Raw genomic sequence first — 20186 nt, 5'->3', positions numbered from 1 at the left:
CGGGGGGCGGTGTCCCGTTCGCCCGGGGCTGCGCATGACGCTGCCCGGCGCCGCGCTGGGCCTGGCCTGGGCCCTGCCGTTCGCGGGCCTGCTGCTGTCCATCGCCGTCATGCCGCTGGCCGCGCCCGCGGTGTGGCACCACCATGCCGGCAAGATCGCCGCGGCCTGGACGCTGCTGCTGGGGTTGCCGTTCGCGCTGAACTTCGGCGCGGCCGCGACCGGCGGCGTGCTGGTGCACACGCTGGTGGCGGAGTACCTGCCGTTCACGCTGCTGCTGGGCGCGCTGTACACCACGGCCGGCGGCATCTACATCCGCGGCAACCTGCATGGGCGGCCGGCGCTCAACGCGGGGTTGATGGCGCTGGGCGCGGCGCTGGCCAGCGTCATGGGCACGACGGGCGCGTCGATGCTGCTGATCCGCCCGCTGATCCGCGCCAACGACAACCGCCGCCACAACGCCCACGTCGTGGTGTTCTTCATCTTCATCGTCGGCAACGTGGGCGGGGCGCTGACGCCGCTGGGCGACCCGCCGCTGTTCCTGGGCTTCCTGCAGGGCGTGGACTTCTTCTGGACGGCGCGCCACCTGCTGCCCGAGACGCTGTTCCTGCTGGGCGCGCTGCTGGCCGTGTTCTGGGCTCTCGACACCTGGCTGTACCGCAGGGAAGGCGTCACGCCGCTGGATCCGACGCCCGACACCTCCGGCATCGGCCTGGAGGGCGCCATCAACCTGCTGCCGCTGGCCGCGGCCATCGCGCTGGTGCTGATGAGCGGCACCTGGCGGCCCGGCATCGAGTTCGACCTGTGGGGCACGCCGCTGCCGCTGCAGGCGCTGGTGCGCGACGGGGGCCTGCTGGGCGTGGCCGCCGCGTCGCTGTGGCTGACGCCGGCCGGCGTGCGCGCGAAGAACCAGTTCTCGTGGGTGCCGATGCAGGAGGTGGCCAAGCTGTTCATCGCCATCTTCCTGACGATGGCGCCGGTCATCGCCATGCTCCAGGCCGGCCCGGCCGGCGTGTTCGCGCCGTTGGTGGCGCGGCTGGACTCGCCGGCCGCCTACTTCTGGCTGACCGGCGGGCTGTCGTCGGTGCTGGACAACGCGCCCACCTACCTCGCCTTCTTCCACCTGGCCGGCGGCGACGCGCAGCGGCTGATGGGCGAGGGCGCGCCGGTGCTGGCCGCGATCTCGGGCGGCGCCGTCTTCATGGGCGCGATGACCTACATCGGCAACGCGCCCAACTTCATGGTCAAGGCGATCGCCGAGGAGCGGGGCGTGCGGATGCCCGGCTTCGGCGGCTATCTGCTGTGGTCCGGTGCGGTGCTGCTGCCGCTGTTGTTCCTGGTGTCGTGGAGATGGATGCAATGACGAATGCAATGACGAAACCCAAGGTGCTCGTGGCCCGGCGCGCGCCGGCCGAGGTGCTGGCGCAGCTGGCCGCCCATTTCGAGCTGGACCGGCACGACGGCGAGTCCCCGCTCGGCGCCGACGAACTGCGCGCGCGCCTGCAGGGCAAGGCCGGCGCCTTCGTCACCGGCACCGAGCGCATCGGCGCCGAGCTGCTGGCCGCCTGCCCGGACCTGAAGGCCGTCTGCACGATGACCGTCGGCCACAACCACATCGACCTGGCGGCCTGCACCGCGCGCGGCGTGCTCGTCACCAACACGCCGGACGTGCTGACCGAGACCACCGCCGACTTCGGCTTCGCGCTGCTGATGGCCACGGCCCGGCGCATGGCCGAGGGCGAGCGGCTGCTGCGTGACGGCGGCTGGAAGAGCTGGTCCTGGGACTTCCTGGCCGGCGCCGAGGTGCATGGCAGCACGCTGGCCATCCTCGGCATGGGCCGCATCGGCCAGGCCCTGGCGCGGCGCGGGCGCTTCGGCTTCGGCATGCGCGTGATCTACCACAACCGCTCGCGGCTGCCGGCCGACACCGAGGCCGCGCTGGGCGCGCGCTACGTCGGCAAGGACGAGCTGCTGCGCGAGGCCGACCACCTGGTGCTCGTGCTGCCGTACTCCGCCGAGGCGCACCACTGCATCGCCGCCGCCGAGCTCGCGCGGATGAAGCCCACCGCCACGCTGATCAACATCGCGCGCGGCGGCATCGTCGACGAGGACGCGCTGGCCGCCGCGCTGCGCGAGCGGCGCATCGCCGCCGCGGGGCTGGACGTGTTCGAGGGCGAGCCCCGGGTCAACCCCGCGCTGCTGGCGCTGCCCAACGTCGTGCTGACGCCGCACATCGCCAGCGCCACGCTGCCCACCCGCCACGCGATGGCGCGGCTGGCGGCCGACAATCTCGTCGCCGCGCTGACCGGCGCGACGCCCCCGACCCCGCTGAACCCCGAAGTCCTGCCCCTGTGATGAAACGCCTGCTGTACGTCCTCGCGCTCGTTCCCGCGCTGGCCCTGGCCCAGCCACCCCGGCCCCAGGGCGGGCCCAAGCCACCGCCGCCGCCACCCGCGGCCGCGTCGGCCGCCTCCGCCGTGCCGATGGACGAGAACGCGCCGCGCGATCCCAACAAGTTCGCCGCGCTGTCCCTGCTGGGCGACAACGTGCAGCTGCTGAGCCTGACGCCCGCGCGCGGCGACACGGTGCAGACCGGCGAATGGAAGGCCGCGCCCGCCGGCGGCCTGGACAACGCGGTGCTGCAGGCGCTGAACCAGGCCCTCAAGGCCGGCGACGGCAAGCGCGAGGTCAAGCTCTACACCTCGTCCACGCGCAGCCTCTACGGCGACCCGGCCGCGCTGTTCGTCGACGGCAAGCTGGCGCTGCCCGGCAACCTCGCCGCTGCCGTGCGCTCCGGCGGTGCGGCGCGGCTGCTGCTGGTCACGCGCAGCCGCCAGGCGCCGGACCTGGCCGCGGCGCTGCCGGCGCCCATCCTCGCCAGCCTGGAAGGCCCCGGCTTCGTGCTGGACCAGCGGCCCGGCGGCCAGATCGGCTTCGACGGCCAGGCCGGGCTGCCGGTGTTCGCGCCCTACCTGTCCGTCCGCGTGGCCCTGGTCGACCTGGACGACCTGCGGCTCAAGCGCGAGCAGTCGCTGGCCGTCGCCAGCCGCCTGGCCGTGGCCCGCGAGGCCGCCGCCAACCCCTGGGCCGCCACCTCGCCCGAGCAGCGCGTGCAGGCGCTGGAGGCGCTGATCGAGGCCGAGCTGCCCAAGGCGGTGGCGGCGCTGGTCGCGCCATAGGCCCCGCCGGCCCGGCGCGCGGCGCCGCTGGCCGCAGGCCGCGACCGGGCCGGAGACAATCGCCGCCATGAGCCTGTTCGACATGTTGCTGCTGGGCCTGCTGGCCGGGGTGTTGGTGGTGCTGGTGTTGATCTGGGCGCGTTCGAGGCCGCAGGCTGCGGCGTCGCCCGAGCAGGTGCAGCAGAGCAGCGAGCGCCTGGAGCGCGAGCTGCGCGACGAGCTGGGCCGCAGCGCCAGCGGCACGCGGCAGGAGCTGATGCAGGGGCTGGCGCAGTTCCAGCAGGTGCTGGCGCAGGGGCTGCAGGGCAGCAACCAGTCGCTGGCCGCGCAGTCGCTGGCCGCGCGCGAGGCGCAGGACGCCGCCGCCCAGCGCATCGCCCAGGCGCAGGTGGAGGCCACGCAGCGCCTGGCCGACGCGATGCGCCAGCAGCTGCAGGCCATGTCGCTGGGCAACGAGCAGCGCCTGAGCGAGCTGCGCCACACCGTCGAGCAGCGCCTGGCCAGCATCCAGCAGGACAACGAGCGCAAGCTCGAGCAGATGCGCGCCACCGTGGACGAGAAGCTGCACGCCACGCTGGAGCAGCGCCTGGGCGAGAGCTTCAAGCAGGTGGCCGAGCGGCTGGAGCAGGTGCACAAGGGCCTGGGCGAGATGCAGAGCCTGGCGCGCGACGTGGGTTCGCTGAACCGCGTGCTGACCAATGTGAAGACGCGCGGCGTGTTCGGCGAGGTGCAGCTGGCCGGCCTGCTGGAGCAGGTGTTCACCGCCGAGCAGTACGCCGCCAACGTGGCGGTGCTGCCTGGCTCCAGCGAGCGGGTGGAGTTCGCGATCGCGCTGCCCGGCCAGCGCCGGGACGACGGCGCGGGCGGCCCGCCGCTGTGGCTGCCCATCGACGCCAAGTTCCCGCGCGAGGACTACGAGCGCCTGCTGGACGCGCAGGAGCGCGCCGACGCGCCCGCGGCCGAGGCGTCGGCCAAGGCCATCGAGAACCGGCTGCGGCTGGAGGCCAGGACCATCCGCGACAAGTACATCGGCCCGCCGCACACCACCGATTTCGCCATCCTGTTCGTGCCGACCGAAGGCCTGTACGCCGAGGCGCTGCGCCGCCCCGGCCTGCTGGAGGGCCTGCAGCGCGAGCACAAGGTGATGCTGTGCGGCCCCACCACGCTGCTGGCCACGCTGAGCAGCCTGCAGATGGGCTTCCGCACGCTGGCGCTGGAGAAGCGCAGCGCCGAGGTCTGGGAAGTGCTGGGCGCCGTGAAGACCGAGTTCGGCAAGTTCGGCGACGTGCTGGCCAAGGCCAAGAAGAAGCTGGAGGAGGCCGGCAACACGCTCGACGCCGCCGAGGTACGCACGCGCGCGATGACGCGCAAGCTCAAGGGCGTGGAGGCGCTGCCGGACGACACGGCGCAGCAGCTGCTGCGCCTCGGCCGGGGCGGGGAGGACGCGTGAGCGCGGCGCCGCCGCGCCACCTGCGCGCCGCCTTTCCGTGGCTGATCGCCACGATGATCTGCGTGCACGCCTGCATGGCCACCACGCGCGTCACCGCCAGCCTGTGGGTGCTGCAGCAGGGCCATGGCGAGGCGTCGGTGGGCCTGCTGCTGAGCCTGTTCGCGGTGGCGCCCATCGTGCTGTCGCTGTGGGCCGGCCGGCTGGCCGACCGCCACGGCTTCCACCGCCCGGTGGGCATCGGCGTGGCGCTGGCCTTCGCCGGCGCGCTGCTGGCGCTGCTGCTGCCGCGGCTATGGGCCATCGCCACCGGCTGCCTGCTGTGCGGCGGCGCGGTGGCCGTGGTCGCCGTCGCGCTGCAGCGCGAGGCGGGCCTGATGGCCGAGCAGCCCGGCGAGCTGAAGAAGATCTTCAGCTGGATGGCGCTGGGCCCGGCGCTGTCCAACGCGCTGTCGCCGGTCATCGCCGGCCTGCTGATCGACCACGTCGGCATGACCGCGGGATTCGCCTTCGCCGCGCTGCTGCCGCTGCTGGCCTGGGCGCTGGCGCGCCGCGTGCCGCGCAACCCGCCCCAGGTCTACACCAAGAGCTTCCGCGAGCCGCCGGCCTGGGACCTGTTCCGCCTGCCCATGTACCGGCGGCTGCTGGTCGTCAACCTGGCGCTGTCGGCCGGCTGGGACGCGCACAGCTTCGTCGTGCCCGTGGTGGGCCATGCGCGCGGGCTGTCGGCGGCCAGCATCGGCCTGGTGCTGGGCAGCTTCGCCGCGGCGGCCACCGTGGTGCGGCTGGCCATCGTGCGCTTCGCCGACGACCTCGACGAGGCCCGCGCGCTGCGCAGCGCGATGGTGCTGGCCACGCTCACCTTCATCGCCTACGCCTGGCTGCCCGGCACTGCGGGCCTGATGTGCGGCTCGGCGCTGCTGGGCGTGGCGCTGGGCTCGGTGCAGCCCATGGTGCTGGCCATGCTGCACCGCGCCACGCCGCCGGAGCGCCACGGCCAGGCGCTGGGCCTGCGCATGCTGACCATCAACGGCGCCACCGTGGGCATGCCCGCAGGCTTCGGCATGCTCGCTGCCGCCACCGCGCTGGCCGCACCCATGTGGGTGATGGCCGCGGCGCTGCTGGCGGCGCAGTGGCCGGCGAGGAAGCTGTAGCGGGCAGGGCGGACCGGCAAAAAACAAGGGTTGCGACCTTTCGGAGGCAACCCTTCTGGGTGGGGGCAAGTTCTATCGGAACCCTGAACCCATCTCGTCAAACGGTTTGCGGTTCGATTCGCGAACACGGGATCGAACGCGCACCGTCCCCGACATCAGTCCGCCCATCCCACCCCGCGCAGCAGGAACAGCGTCCGCTCCGGCGCGCGACGCGCCAGTAGCAGGTTGAGGGCCAGCTTTTCGGCGCGGGCCTCGTTGAGGTCGGGCGCGAACCGACACGGCGATGTGGCGCCGGACGGGGAAGGGACAGCGACTCGGTGCGGGAGGCTTGCGATGATCGTGCGGAGGCCGCGCCTGCCACCAAGATTTCGGGTCCAAAAAGGTCCATCTCGACGCATGACTTGGATGTTGAATTTGGACTTCACATCTAAGTTGCTCGACCCGAAAAATAAAGTCCTTGAAAAACAAGGACTTGGGATCGTTTGGTGGAGAGGAGGAGGTACGCCGTGCCTTCGCCTAACCTGTATCCCACGCCCTTGCAGATCAACAACTTGGTGTTTCGAGAAGACATTTCTCAGTGATCCGTCGGCTGTGCCAACTGGATTTCCAATTGACGCTGTATACGCTACCAGCAAAGGCGGTGTGGATGCAAATTTTGGTCGACGTAAGGCGAGCGCGATCTGGCTTGGCGGGCAGCGTCTCGATAGGTGCAGTGGCTCAACTGTTGGTCGACAAGTTCGAGCTGCAACTGTCGCGACGTGTGTGCGCAGTTCGGAAGCTTCAGCGAGCGCTTGGACCCGCAGGCCAGTCCTGCGGCTGCGCCGCCTGTGGTGGCAGGGGCTGTGCAGCATCGGCGCGGATGCCTCGGAACGCCTGGAATACGTTCCAGCGCGTTTCAAGGAAAGAAAATCACCATGAGCATCATCGGCACGGGCAACAGCTACGCCGGCACCGCGTGGACTCTCGCCTTGAACGTCAATGTCCACGTCGTGCCTAACGACAACGGCAGCGAGCACGCCCCGGACTTCCGCATCATCACGGGCAACGGGCTGGAGATCGGAGTGGCCTAGAAGAAGGGCGGTAAGGCCGACCGGTCCTACCTGGCGATAACGTTGGACGCCCCCTTCGTTCTCGGCCACCCTCTGCGCCCGCCTGGTCGAAGGCCAGGGCGGCGCGCGCAACCTGATCTGGACGCGCACAGCAAGGGCGGCTGATCGCCGCCCCGGAGCCCCGCTGTGGTGGGGTGCGCTTTCAGCCCAGCCTCAGGCGCTCAGGTCCACGACCTGGGCGTCGGGGGCGTTCTTCTTGACCGAGGCGATGCCGCCTTCCATGGCCGAGGCCGAGGAGTACATCTCGCTGTTGCCGATGACTTGGCCGTTGGCGGCTTTGAGGTTGAAGTACGGCTTGCCGCTGGACGAGGTTGCGCGCTCGTAGCGTTCGTCCAGCGGAGCATTGGCCTTGACTGAATCGATGCCCTGCTGAGCGCTGGTCTTGGCCTCGTACATCTGGCTAGTCAGGATGACCTCGCCGTTGCCGGCCTTGAGATTGAACATGAACTTGTCGTTCTTGGACTTTGTGATCTCGAACTTGCCGCTCATTGGATTCCTCCTGGCGAGTGTGGTTTGAATGGCCGGATGGCGCTGTGTTTGTACCAGAGCCCGTGGCGGATCATGGGAGGCGTCTGTTCGACTGGCCTTGACAGGGATGATCGAGGATGACGGCGTCAGGTGGATGGCGACCAATGATGCGGCAGCAACGTTTCAATCCGGCTGGCCCGCAGCTGGTGTCGCACCTCCGGTGCATGCCCTCGCAGGTCAGCTTCCATCACTCCAAATGCAACCATTTGTATCCGCCACTAAACCTACGGCAGCATTCCCGGAAAACCTCATCTGAACCGAGATGGCGGTGGTTGTTCAGTGTCCAGCCGGCCCGGCGCGTGAAGCCGTGGCTCGGGCATGCAGGGAGAGTGGCAAATGGTTGCAGTGGTGTCTGGCAATGGCCTGGGTTTGAACCTGAGTTCTGGCGCGGTGCTGGGAAGCGCGGGCGTCGGGGGCACGGCGACTTTTGGTCGCCAGAGCGACCGTGTGTACGTCAACGCCGCCAACGGCAATCTTGTCATTCAGAACCGCGACGAGATGCTCGAGGGCCGGGGGCTGGATGCCCCAGGCCTGCGCACGTACAACAGCCAGGGAGGTTTGGGCGACGACCTCAACGGCGACCAGTGGCTGAGCGAGATGATACGCAAGGTCTGGTGGCACAGTGGCACTCCCGGCACGCCGGGCGCCGTCGTTTCCCGATGGGATGAGGATGGCTCAGAAACCAGGTTCTCCTGGGACAGCAACCTCAACAAGTACGTCAGCTACCAAGGCGGAGGCCCTGCAGACACCCTCAGCCAAGTGGGGGGGCGTTGGGTTTTCGTGGATGGTTCAAGTCAAGCCACCGAGACCTACAGCAACTCCACTGGCCGCCCGATCAGCTTGACGGACAGCAGCGGCAACAGCCTGACCTTCACGTATCACGGGCCGTGGGGGCCGCTGCACAGCGTGACGACGTCAGCTGGCGAGATCACCTACTACGACTACAGCGATGACGGCATGGTCACGCAGATGCGCACCGTCACCAAGAGCAGCGAGGCTGGCGGGCTGGACCGCACGCTCACGCGCGTGCGCTATGGCTATGACGCCGACAGCCGGCTGCAGAGCGTCACCGTCGATCTCAGCCCCGAAGACAATTCGGTGGCCGATGGCCGGGTCTTCACCACGACCTATGCCTACGACGGCAGCAGCAAGCGCATCGCCAGCATCACACAAAGCGACGGCGCCAAGCTCAGCTTCACCTACGACGCCAGCCAGCGCGTCCAGACCGTCACCGATGCGCTGGGGGGCGTCACCACGTTCAGCTACGACACCGGCAACCGGGCCACCACCGTCACCGACGCGCTGGGCCAGGCCAGCGTCTACCGCTACGACGCCAGCGGCCAGTTGCTATCGGTGAGCGCTCCCGCAGTCAACGGCGTCGCAAGCACCCTCAGCTACACCTACGACAGCGTTGGCAACGTCACCGCCATCACCGATGCCGAGGGGCGCAGTGTCGTGATGGCCTATGACGGTGCCGCCAACGTCATCCGCCAGACGGACGCGGCGGGCAACGTCGTGCGCCGCAGCTACAACGCCCGGAACCGACTCATCGCCGAGACCATCGCCACGTCGGGCGAGCCCGGCAGCACCGCTCCGGCCACGCGCTACGTCTACGACAACACGGGCATGCGGCTGCGCTTCACGATCAGCGCCGAAGGCCGCGTCACCGAGTACCGCCACGACAGCTTCGGCCAGCGCACCAGCACCATCCAATATGCCGGCGCCACCTACGCGCTCGGCGGCTGGTCCTGGAGCAGCATCCCCAGCGACACGGACATGGCCAATTGGGCCAACGCGCAGGACCGCAGCAAGACCCAGCGCGTGGACTGCGCCTACGACTGGCGCGGCCAACTCAGCCGCAGCACCAGCTACGACAGCGTCGATGCCGCAGGCAATGGCCAGGGGGCCAACCTCACGCAGTACATCTACGACGCCGCAGGGCTGCTGATCAAGACCATCGATGCGCGCAGCGGCGTCACTCAGAGCACCTACGACGGCCTGGGCCGCGTGCTCACCACCACCAACGCGCTGAACCAGGTCAGCGTCAACAGCTACGACGATGCCGGCGGCAGCGTGCGCACCACCGCCTTCAACGGCCTCGTCGCCACCAGCACCTTCGACAAGCTCGGGCGTGCCGTCAGTGTGGTCGAGAGTAGCCCTACCACGCTTGACGCTCGTTATGTCACGAGCGCCAACATGTCGTTGGACGGTAACTTGCTCGGCAAGAACTCGGGCAGCGACGGTTGGGACTCAGGTGCATATAGCAAGCAGGGTATTGCGGGAGGCGCCAGCGTGAGCTTTCGGCCGGCACAGAACAATAAGTACATCATGGTTGGCCTCAAAACTGACCCTGCCACCGACAACAACTATGCCAGCATCGACTGGGCAATGTATTGCAATGTCGATGGCTATCTTCAGATCTATGAGAGTGGAAACCACATTGGTTACTTCGGCTCCTACAGCGCTGGCGACCAACTGGCTGTGACGTACGATGGCGTCAACATACGCTACGTCCGCAACGGCCAGGTGCTGCGTGCGGTGGCGGCGACCATCACCCAGCCGCTTTATGCGGACTCGTCGTTCTACAGCGTCGGAGGCAAGGTCTCCGACCTGCAATTCGAGCGCTATCCATTTGCCAACGGAGTCTTCGTGGGGGAGGCCGGCGTCAGCATCGATGGGCCGACCGCCACGAAGACCAGCGAGGTGGATGACTGGAACTCGGCCTTCAGATCCAAGGTCGGCTACAGCGGTGGTGCCAGCGTCAGCTTCAGGCCGTCGCAGACCAACAAATACCTGATGGTCGGCCTCAACACCGACCCAGCTTTTGACAACTACTACGCCTCCCTTGATTTGGCGTTCTATATGACGCCCGATGGTGCTTTGCACATTTACGAAAGTGGCGCTCACATTGGCAACTTCGGCACCTATGCCGCAGGTGATCTACTCAGCGTGGGCTATGACGGTACGGTGATTCAGTACATCAAGAACGGTGTCGTGCTGCGTTCGGTGACAACAAATATCACCCAGCCGCTGTACGCGGACTCGTCGTTCTACAGCTTTGGTGGTCAAGTTTCAGACCTGGACTTTGAAAGCGGTCCGACTCTGAGCAGAGTCAAGAGCCACTACGACGCTGACAGCCGGCTGCGCATGACGCAAGACGCGGTGGGCAACCGGCAGTGGTTCCTGTACGACGACGCCGACCGCCTGGTGGGCCAGGTCAATGCCCTGGGCCAACTCACCGAAACCGTCTACAACAAGGCCGGCCAGGTCACGCAGACCGTGGCGTATGCCAACCTGGTCAACCTGCCCAGCCTCATCGACGCCAACGGCCGGCCGACCAACGTCAGCCTGGGGCAGGTTCGCCCCGCAGCCAGCGCCAGCGACATCAAGCGCTGGAGCGTGTACGACGGCGCCGGACGCCTCACGCGCAGCATCGACCCGCTGGGCGCGGTCACGGAGTTCACGTACGACAACAGCGGCCGGCTGTTTCTGACGCGGCGCTATGCCAACGCCGTGGCGACTTCGAGCCTGGGGGCCGCACCCACGCTCGCGCAGGTGGCGCCAGGCGCGAGCAGCCAAGACCAGATCCTGCGCAGCTTCTACGACAACGATGGGCTGGCCACCGGCAGCATGGACGCCACGGGGGCTTTGAGCGAGCGCCAGTACGACGCGGCAGGCCGGCTCGTGGCCACGCTGCAGCGCACGCAGTTCGCCAGCGCGGCCCAGGTGGGCCAGATCACCAATGCCGCCACCACCCTGGCGCAGGTGCGCCCGGGCGACAGCGCCAATGACCGCAAGACGCTGGACTTCTACAACGCCCGTGGCCAGCTCGTGGGCCGGCTCGATGGCGAGGGCGGATTCAGCGAGACCCGCTACGACGCCAGCGGCAACGTCAGCCAGACCCTGCGCTACAGCTTGAAGGCCACGGGCTTCAACACTGCCAGCCTGCTCAGCAGCATCCGCAGCGCAGCCGGCGGCGTGCAGACCAACACCGTCTACGAGTACGACCTGCTCAACCGCGTGCTCAGGCAGCGCGTGGACCCCACGGGGCTGAACCTGACGACCACCAGCGTCTATGACGACGCGGGCAACCAACTGTACGTCACCGGCCCGAACGGGACGACGACCAGGACGCAGATGGACGCCAAGGGGCGAGCCACGGCCACGACGGTGGACCCGTCGGGATTGAACCTGACCACGCGCACGAGCTACGACGCCAATGGGCGGGTGAGCACCGTGACGGACGCCAAGGGCACCGTCACGCTCTTCACGTACGACCAGCTCGGCCGCAAAACCAGCCAGACCATCGACCCCGCAGGGTTGAACCTCATCACCACGTACGCTCATGACCGCCAGGGCAATCTGGCCAGCATCACGGATGCCAAGGGTCAAGTCACTCGCTACAAGTACGACGCGGCAGGCCGCAAGATTGGCGAGATCGATGCTGACGGCGCGATCACGGAGCACGTCTACGACGCGGCAGGTCAGGTCGTCCAGACCATCCGGTACGCCAACTCGGCCAAGAACATGCTGCCCAACAGCAGCTTTGAGGCCGGGACAGCAGGGTATGGCTTCTGGTCGTATGACTGGCTTGAGTCCGGCAACAGCCTGAACCCAAATTGGAGCGTGCCCGGGCAAGGCACGCTGTGGCTGCGTCACCCCAACAACGCTGCGCGCGACAACCCCAATGGCGCGGTGATCTACAGCAACGTGGACACCCAATCTACGCCGGTGCTGCCGGGACAGCGGTATTTCGTGTCGGCACTCGTTGGTGTGCATCGCGCTGACGCGGCGTTGTGGGTGAACTTCATCAACAGCAATGGCGAGCACGTGGCCTGGGCGGTTCCAGTCGGTGGGCAGGCCACGATGGGAGTTGAAGAAGCCATAGGCGGCACGTCCCTGTCGGGCTACAAGCTGCTCAGCGGTTATGTCACCGTCCCAGACGGAGCTTCGCAAATCCGCATCGAGGTTAAGAAGGGGCGCACGGTCGCCGGCCATGAGGATTCTTATCTCTTCGTGGCCAACATGGCCGTGCGCCAGGTCAACCCGGATGCGAGTGCCGCAGAAGGATGGCGCCCCGTCGCCACCGCAGCCGACCAGATCATGCGCTACAAATACGATGCGGCGGGCCGCAAGGTTGGCGAGATCGATGCTGACGGCGCGATCACGGAGCACGTCTACGACGCGGCAGGTCAGGTCGTCCAGACCATCCGGTACGCCAACTCGGCCAAGAACATGCTGCCCAACAGCAGCTTTGAGGCCGGGGCAGCAGGGTATGGCTTCTGGTCGTATGACTGGCTTGAGTCCGGCAACAGCCTGAACCCAAATTGGAGCGTGCCCGGGCAAGGCACGCTGTGGCTGCGTCACCCCAACAACGCTGCGCGCGACAACCCCAATGGTGCGGTGATCTACAGCAACGTGGATGTCCAGTCCACGCCGGTGCTGCCGGGGCAGCGGTATTTCGTGTCGGCACTCGTTGGTGTGCATCGTGCTGACGCGGCGTTGTGGGTGAACTTCATCAACAGCAATGGCGAGCACGTGGCCTGGGCGGTTCCAGTCGGTGGGCAGGCCACGATGGGAGTTGAAGAAGCCATAGGCGGCACGTCCTTGTCGGGCTACAAGCTGCTCAGCGGTTATGTCACCGTCCCAGACGGAGCTTCGCAAATCCGCATCGAGGTTAAGAAGGGGCGCACGGTCGCCGGCCATGAGGATTCTTATCTCTTCGTGGCCAACATGGCCGTGCGCCAGGTCAACCCGGATGCGAGTGCCGCAGAAGGATGGCGCCCCGTCGCCACCGCGGCCGACCGCACCACGCGGTACGTCTACGACGCTGCAGGCCGACTGACATACAGCGTAGATCCGATGGGTTCGGTGACCCAGCATGAGTACGACGCGGCTGGCCAACTCGTGGTCGTGCGTGAGCTGGCCAATCAGGTACCCAACGGTGGCGCGATCAAGCTTCTCAACACCGATGGCCAGTGGCATGGCATGAACAACTACACGCTGGGTACCTTCACGGCCGGCGATGTGGTCACAGCCACGGTTCGCTTCAAGGCACCACCCCATTTGCGCGGCGAGATGTTCCTGGGTGACGCAGGCGGCCCGGACCCTTACGACAACAGCATCAGCAACTTCATCTATGGCAATGATGGCTGGCAGACACTGACGCTGACTTGGCGGATGGCGCACGACGACATCATGTCGGTGTACCTCTACAACCAGATCGCGTCGACCGACGGAGGTGTGATCTACGACGATCTACGCGTCAGCAGCGTGATGCGCGGAGAGGTCTTCGCCGAGGACTTCCGCAGCGCCGACGTGGCTTCTTTGAGTGAGCGTGGCTGGGGCTTTGGCGTGACCACGCAAGCTGTGGTGGGCGGGCAATCCGACGTAGGCACGCAAGCCCAGTTCGCCAGCTTCCTGGCCACGCTGTCTGATCCCACACGTGACCGCACCACGAGGTATGTCTACGACGGGGGCGGCCGACTGGCGTACACGCAAGACGCTTTGGGCGGGGTGGTGAGGAACCGGTACGACGGGGCGGGCAACGTGCTGGAGCGTATCGGCTACGCCCGGAGGCTGCCCACCAGCCTGGCACCCACGATGGCGGCGTTCGATGCGGCCGTGCAAGCCGACGCCAGCTACGACCACAAGACCCGGTTCGTCTACGACGCGCTGGGCCGCGTGCGCTTCACCGTGGCGCTGTCCAACGGTGCGGCCAACCAAGGCACCGTCACCGAAACCGTCTACGACGCCCTGGGCCACGTGGTCCGCAGCATCCAGTACGCCGACTACATCGCCTACAACGCGGTGACCGACGGCGCCAGCGAAGCCGCCGTGCGAGCCCTGCTGCCCGGCAACACGCTCAGCGCCCGAGAAACCCTCTACACCTATGACGCCGTTGGACGCCTCATCCATACCGCGCAATCCCACCAGGTGAGCGGCGCCAGCAAATACTTCAGCCTCACCGAACGCCGCTACGACCCGCTGGGCCGACTCAGCGAGCACATCGCCTACGCCAACGAAGCCCTCCTCTCCGACCTGCCCGCCGTCGTCAGTGCCCCCCAGATCGCGGCACGCATCACGGCCAACGCCGCCAGCGACCGCCTCACTCGCTACATCTACGACGCGGCCGGCCGCGTGCTCAGCGCCACCGATGGCGAAGGCTACGTCGAGCGCTACGCCTACGACGCCTTCGGCCGCAAGGTCCAGTACACCAACAAGAACGGCGCCACCACCGACTACCAGTACGACGCGGCCGGCCGCCTGACCCAGGAACTCGGCGCCGCGGTCGACATCCACAGCGTCGACGCCTCCCTGAACATCACCTTGGCCGCCGGCCAGCGCCTGGCCACCCGCTACACCTACGACGCCTTCGGCAGCCTGGCCAGCCGCACCGAGGCCGCCGGCATCGCCGGCCAGCAGCGCACCACTCGCTACGAATACGACGCGCTGGGCCGCCAGATCAAGACCCGCTTCGCCGCCGTGGGCGTGTACGACGCCGGCCAGGACGACCTCGGCGCCAACGGCGCCGGTGGCGCCGCCCTCAGCCGCAAAGAGGCCGTCCGCGAACTCGTCACGCAGACCGTCTACGACGCCTTCGGCCAGGCCGTGGCCAACCTCGACATCTCCGGCAACTACAGCTACAAGACCTACGACGCACTGGGTCGCGTCGTGCTGGAGATCGACGCCAACCACAACGTCTCGCGCCACCTCTACTCCGATCGCGTGGGCGAGTCCGGCACGCTGCAGCGCATCGGCACCGGCGCCAGCTTCACCGACAGCCTGAGCATCAGCGCCGACGTGCTCAAGGCCGCAGCGCAGGCCGCGCAGAACGCCGCGGGCCAGCGCAGCGTCACCACCTACCTGGACCAACTCGGGCGCACGCTGCGCACCGAAGACCTCGGGGGCGGCGTGTTCAGCTTTGATGCGGCCAGCGGCCAAAGCGGCACCTGGAGCCGCGTCACCGCCTACACCTACAACGCCTTCGGTGAACTGGCCTTCAAGGACACGCAACTGGCCAACGACCCGAACCGGCTGTCGCGCGAGAGCAAGCTCTACGACCTCCAGGGCGGCCTGACCCGCACCGTCGACGCCGAAGGCGGCGTCACCGACTACAGCCGCAATGCCTTTGGGGACGTCACCCAAAGCATCGAATACGCCACCAGGACCACCCCTGGCAACCCCGGGGCCGCCGTGCCCGACCTGCGCGCCAGCGCCGGCGCAACGAGCGCCATCGGCTTCGACCGCGTCACGCAAAGCGCCTACGACCGCCGCGGCCTGCTGCGCAGCACCACCCTGGTCGGCCTGCAACTCGGCCAGCGCAGCGGCACCAACACCCTCGGCACCCAACTCGCCAACGCCCAGACCCGCTACCAATACGACGGCGCGGGCAACACCGTGCAAATCCTCAACCGGGTGCTGGACGGCAACGGCAACCCCCTGGAGACCGGCACCGAGACGATCAACGTCTACGACGCGCTCGGCCGCGTCGTGGCCATCACCGATGGCCGGCGCCATACCCGGCGCCGCGATGGCCAGCACGCCCAACCCCACCAGCACCTTGACGGGCATGCCGACGAACATCACGTTCATCTGCGGCAGCACGCGCGACACGAAATCAAGCACCAACTCGGTGAGCAGCAACAGGAAAAGAGCGGGCGCCATCACGACGATGGCAAGACTGAACATCGAGCCGGTCGCCTTGATCAGGTGTTCGGCGGACGGCAGTTGCCAGATCGTGCCGGGCGGCACCCACTGAGCCGTCTGCACGATGCCGCGAAGCAGCGCCAGATGGCCATCGCTGCCGAAGAACACGGACAGCCCGACCATGGTCAGCGCGACACCCATCACCGGCGTGTTGGCACGGGTCACCGGATCCAGCACGGTCGCCATGCCAAATCCGGTCTGCAAGTCGAGCAGTCGCCCGGCCATGGCCAGCGCAGCGAAAGCCGCATGCAGCGACAAGCCGAGCAGCGCGCCCAGCGCCACCTCGCTCAGCAGCAACAGGCTCAACGCCCCCAGGCCAGCAGGCACCGGTGCACGCAGGCCCAGCGCCGCGCAAAGGATGCCGGACAAAGCAAGCGTCAACAGCACCCAGAAGGCCGGCGGCGCCTTCACCGCCTGCGCGAGCGGACTCAAACCCAGCAAGGCACCCAGGCGAGCCCAAAGCAGCAGCAGTGCCACCGACCAGGCCGGATCAAACCAAGGCATGGCGGTCAAACCAGCCGGGGGATGGTGCGAATCAGGGCGCTGCTGTAAGCCACGAGCTGGCTCAGCATCCAAGGCCCGGCAAACACCAGCACCGCCACGCTGGCCAGCAGCTTGGGAATGAAGGTGAGCGACATCTCCTGGATCTGGGTGACCACTTGGAAGACGCTCACAAGCAGGCCCACGATCAACACGGTCAGCAGCAACGGCGCGGACACCACCACCGCCTGCCACAGCAATTGAGCAAACAGATGCAGCGAAACGTCCGGTGTCAAAGCGCCTCCTCCCTGTAGCTTGCCCATTCTTGTTGTCCTGGCTATCACTGCCAGTCTGTTGCGGGCGATTAACGTTCTACGCGATTGTGTGACAAGTTTAACGAAATGTTCTTCCTTGCGTCACGGGGTATACGCCAACCCCGCAGGGCATGCGAGCGCGCCATGACCGGTTCAGGTGGCGCGTGCCGTCATCCTTGCCCACATCGCCTGCAACGCCGGGTTGCTGCCTGCCGTCGAGCCCACGAATCGATCCAGCGCCCGCCCCAGCAGCTCCGAGTCCAGCATGCCCGGCCCATGCTCAAGCACCATCCTGGCCACCATGGCATTCACCGAGGCTGCATCGAGCTTTGATGCGGTCCTCAGATGGCGCTCGCTCGACTGCCGGTCGCCGCGCAACGCGGCGACCAGGGCCAGGCCGCCATGTGTCTCGCCAAAGTTGTCGTCCCGGGACAAGGCCGATTGAAAGCTCGCGGCGGCGCCTTCGACGTCCCGCGACAGCAGTTGCATCCAGGCCAGCGCATGCCAACTGCCCAGATGGTCCGGCGACACCTCAACCGCCACCTTGAGCGCCTCGATGGCCCGAGACATGTCACCTTGCGCCGCAAGCACCAGGCCCTGGCCCAGATGCGCACGCCCCATGCGGGGCTCGATGCTCGTGCTCCGCACGAAATGCCCCAGCGCTCCATCCAACTGGCCCCGGCCCAGCTCGACAAAACCAGCGGCGGCCGCAAGTTCCGCATTGCCCTGAATCGCCTCGGCGCCGGCTTGCGCCAACAGCTGCGCCGCATCGTCCATGCGTTCGGCATCCAGCAGCAAGGTCGCAATCGCAGCCCATCCCTGCACGGGCAAGGCATGCCCACGCCCGGCTTGCCAGGCACGCGACTCAGCCAACGCCGCCTCCAAATCGCCCAGATGATGCTGCGCACGAATACGCAGCAGCCGAACCGCATCGGCATCGTCCGGCGGCAGCTTTGTGGCCTCTTGCGAGGCCAGCTCTGAAACGACGGCAGACCAGTTCCCCTGCTGCGCATGGCAGCGGGCCAACTCCTGCACAACGGCGGCGTGTGCATGGCCCTCGCTGATCAGCGCCTGCAGCAAAGGCAGGGCTTCAGCAGCGTTCCCCACAGCGCGTTCAGCCACGGCCAGACGGTATCGCGCCAGCGCATCGCCGGGCTGGCGCTGCAACTGCTGTTGCAGCGTTGACTTCGCGGCACCCCAGTCGCCAAGCTGCAACTGCAGGTCGGCCACGTCGGCCAACAACTGCGGGTTGCGTGGATCCTGGGCCAGGTAATCCAGCAGGCGGTTCAAACGGTCGATGGCGGCAGTCATCACAAATCCCGGAGGCGATCAATGCGGCTTGCCGCGATGCGTGTACGCGGAAATGAAAAGATGCTCGGGCTCAAGGCCTGCCTCGGCACCCGATACCACCGCATCTTCCGGCTTGGCCGCAACGGCGCTGCCAGGGACTGGCGCAGGCGCTTCCACCGCCGCAGATGTCGCGCCATCCCGACCAGGCAGGTGCTGGATGGCATCGATGACGCGACGCATATCGCCATTCAGGGGAGGGTTGTCATGGTTCTGCTCCACGCCCTCGCTCAATGCCTGCACGGCCGCATCGAACTCATCCGCCACGAGATGGAGCATGCCGCGATGGAGGGCGGCGAGATATGCCTGGGGATGCAGCGTGCCCAGTGACGCCAACGGCGCCCATGCCGCCTTCGCGGCCTCGACCTCGCCCGAGGTCACATGCAGCATGCCGAGCTGGAAGCGGGCCAGCGGGAAGTCCGGCCCCAGCTCGACCGCCCTGGCCATGCTGGCCTTCGCTTCCGCCGCAAGCCCGAGTTGCGCGTACTCGCTGCCCAGCATGAAAAGCGCATGGGCCGAAGCATCGGCCCGGCCGGCGGCCTCCTTCAGGTAGGCGAGCGCATGCCCCGCGTCATCCCGCCGCGAAGCCTCCAGGGCCAGGGCCAACAGCTCGGTTTGAGTCAGCTTGGTGAGTGAGTCAATGGACATGACAGGAACGATGAGCCTCCGCAATGCGCGCGATTGTGAGGCCACGAAGCGTGTGGCACCGGGCGCTGGCTGAGGTGACCCCAAATCCGGCAGTTGGGCATGGGCATGCCCGCAGCGCCAGACCAGCGGGCGTGCAGCGGTGCCCACCGAAGTGCCGATCTCCGCATGGGCGGCAAGGTGTTGAAACATCAGCGCTTTCGATGAATGGCAAGCGGTCAACTGCCGGATTGAGGTGACCACGCCGCGGGCGAATCCGACTTGCCAACCACCAACACCCCCAGGCAAACCTGCGCCATGCAGACCGGCTCGGCATGGCTCCCTGATGGGCGCGGAGGCTCAGCTGGCCAGAGCCTGCAACTCGGCCAGGGCATCAGCCAGCAGGCGGGCACCGCCTTCATCCTGCTCAATGGCCCGACAGGTCCGTTCCACCATGTCGCCAAACGCCGGATCCAGTTGCAGCGCACTGCCCAGTTCATCCAGCAGTGCCGCCTCGACAAACAGGCGCAACACTTTGGCACGCGGCAACGCGTCACGCTGCCCGGCCCTCAGAGTCCTGAGTCTTGCAGGCAGGCGCTGCAACGCCGTGGCATCCACGCGGCCCCCGCCGACCGGCGCGCCCTGGCCCGCCGCAGCGCGAGCCGGAGCCTGGCCCTCCGGCCGCACACCGCGCGACTGCGCCTGCTCCACCTGGAGCAGGATCAAGGCGCGAGCCAGAGGGGAAATCGGTGGCGTCATGGCAACCCGTGTGAACGCCGCATTGTGGCTGGCCGGCGGGCGCTCGCGATATCGGCACAGCCTCGGCGGTGGGCTCGAACCGCCCACGGCGAGCGTCGATGGTGGCGCCACCGCGTCAAGGCCAAGCCCTCACGGGCGGCCAGCGGCCGGCCTGGACCCGGCTATGCACCTTGGAGATCAGTCCTCAATGAGCCTCAGTCCCGAGCCAGTGACCCTCAATTCACGCCGAAGCAAATGCGAGTACCGCGTTGAGCAGCAAGGCGCTCGCAGCAGCAAGAAGCAAGTAGTAAGCGAACAACCGGTCTGCAATTCGCCCTTGCCCACCCAGTGCAGCGGCAATAGCACGGCGCTCATCCCACACGAAGGTCGACAAGACAATTGATGCGCCCCAGCCTAGGAATGGATGCCACCCCCAGAGTGGCGACACCGCAAGAACTAAATTGAGCGCAATACCGAGTGGCCATAGAAGAGAGGCTACGGCTTGCAGCCGACGGGGAATGTGGTCTCCAACGCGCACGACTGCTACTCCTTCCTCGGCG

The 20186-nt window shown here is 67.4% G+C and carries 12 protein-coding genes; 7 read left to right on the top strand and 5 right to left on the bottom strand.

Annotated elements, in window-relative coordinates; genetic code table 11:
* Positions 1-34 precede the first annotated feature (34 nt).
* From QM788_RS16795 to QM788_RS16770, 6 genes are all read left to right on the top strand, one after another.
* Positions 35-1360 carry a sodium:proton antiporter gene (locus QM788_RS16795; RefSeq protein WP_415662597.1) on the top strand — a complete coding sequence of 442 codons (1326 nt, stop codon included), beginning with the start codon at positions 35-37 and terminating at the stop codon, positions 1358-1360.
* Positions 1361-1368: 8 nt separating this feature from the next.
* Entirely contained in the window at positions 1369-2352 is a 984-nt protein-coding gene (locus QM788_RS16790) for a 2-hydroxyacid dehydrogenase (RefSeq protein WP_415662596.1), read from the top strand.
* Positions 2352-3176 (top strand): hypothetical protein, encoded by an 825-nt coding sequence (locus QM788_RS16785; protein ID WP_415662595.1) that lies wholly within the window; start codon positions 2352-2354, stop codon positions 3174-3176. Before QM788_RS16790 ends, QM788_RS16785 begins: the two co-directional genes overlap by 1 nt.
* Before the next feature lie 67 nt (positions 3177-3243).
* Entirely contained in the window at positions 3244-4626 is a 1383-nt protein-coding gene (locus QM788_RS16780) for a DNA recombination protein RmuC (RefSeq protein ID WP_415662594.1), read from the top strand.
* Entirely contained in the window at positions 4623-5777 is a 1155-nt protein-coding gene (locus tag QM788_RS16775; protein ID WP_415662593.1) for an MFS transporter, read from the top strand. The genes QM788_RS16780 and QM788_RS16775 overlap by 4 nt, the downstream gene beginning before the upstream one ends.
* Before the next feature lie 914 nt (positions 5778-6691).
* Positions 6692-6847, top strand: a complete 156-nt coding sequence (locus tag QM788_RS16770; protein ID WP_415662592.1) for a DUF736 family protein — start codon at positions 6692-6694, stop codon at positions 6845-6847.
* A gap of 192 nt (positions 6848-7039) precedes the next feature.
* Here QM788_RS16770 and QM788_RS16765 read toward each other — a convergent pair whose 3' ends face one another.
* Positions 7040-7375, bottom strand: coding sequence for a YegP family protein (locus tag QM788_RS16765; RefSeq protein WP_415662591.1), 336 nt, complete (start codon positions 7373-7375; stop codon positions 7040-7042).
* A 375-nt stretch (positions 7376-7750) separates the two neighbouring features.
* On the opposite strand from QM788_RS16765, the gene QM788_RS16760 reads away from it, so the two are divergent.
* A complete protein-coding gene (locus QM788_RS16760; RefSeq protein ID WP_415662590.1) occupies positions 7751-16675 on the top strand; it encodes a hypothetical protein in 8925 nt (2974 codons plus the stop codon).
* Here the strand turns inward: QM788_RS16760 and fliQ are convergent.
* From fliQ to QM788_RS16740, 4 genes are all read right to left on the bottom strand, one after another.
* Positions 16633-16899: a flagellar biosynthesis protein FliQ gene (fliQ, locus tag QM788_RS16755; protein ID WP_415662589.1), complete on the bottom strand. Its 267-nt coding sequence runs from the start codon at positions 16897-16899 to the stop codon at positions 16633-16635. The genes QM788_RS16760 and fliQ overlap by 43 nt on opposite strands.
* Positions 16900-17070: 171 nt before the next feature.
* A complete protein-coding gene (locus tag QM788_RS16750) occupies positions 17071-18228 on the bottom strand; it encodes a tetratricopeptide repeat protein (RefSeq protein WP_415662588.1) in 1158 nt (385 codons plus the stop codon).
* An 18-nt stretch (positions 18229-18246) separates the two neighbouring features.
* A complete protein-coding gene (locus tag QM788_RS16745) occupies positions 18247-19152 on the bottom strand; it encodes a tetratricopeptide repeat protein (protein WP_415662587.1) in 906 nt (301 codons plus the stop codon).
* A 96-nt stretch (positions 19153-19248) separates the two neighbouring features.
* Positions 19249-19614, bottom strand: coding sequence for a hypothetical protein (locus tag QM788_RS16740; protein ID WP_415662586.1), 366 nt, complete (start codon positions 19612-19614; stop codon positions 19249-19251).
* Positions 19615-20186: the final 572 nt, after the last annotated feature.

It is taken from the genome of Roseateles sp. (genome assembly GCF_047654785.1).
In the GTDB taxonomy this organism is placed as follows: domain Bacteria; phylum Pseudomonadota; class Gammaproteobacteria; order Burkholderiales; family Burkholderiaceae_C; genus Pelomonas.
This window is presented reverse-complemented; position numbering and strand designations above follow the sequence as displayed.